Raw genomic sequence first — 277 nt, 5'->3', positions numbered from 1 at the left:
TAAAGGTATTTCCACTGACCTTTGATTTTGATGTCGGTTTCATCCATGCGCCAGCGACGCCCCACAGGACGTTTATGCCGACGAAAAGCCTTACTCAGCAATGGTGGGTCATGACTCCAAAGCGTTAATCTGATATTCTTATGCCTTTTTAAGGGGATCTCAAAATGACGGTGACGATAGAAGTTGCTTGCCGGTATTGTAAACCGAACCGGTACGCAAACATGGAGCAGGTAAAGCCGGGTTTCCTCGTTATTATTGCAAGGGTTGCCAAAAAACC

At 46.2% G+C, this 277-nt stretch carries 1 pseudogene; it reads right to left on the bottom strand.

Features of this window, described 5'->3' with window-relative positions:
• Positions 1-104 (bottom strand): annotated as a pseudogene (locus NXS07_RS21185) (IS6 family transposase); the annotation flags it as partial.
• Positions 105-277 lie beyond the last annotated feature (173 nt).

The organism is Xenorhabdus bovienii (assembly GCF_024721015.1).
Lineage (GTDB): Bacteria > Pseudomonadota > Gammaproteobacteria > Enterobacterales > Enterobacteriaceae > Xenorhabdus > Xenorhabdus bovienii.
Note: the sequence above shows the minus strand (reverse complement) of the source record. Positions and strands in the feature narration are given on the sequence as shown.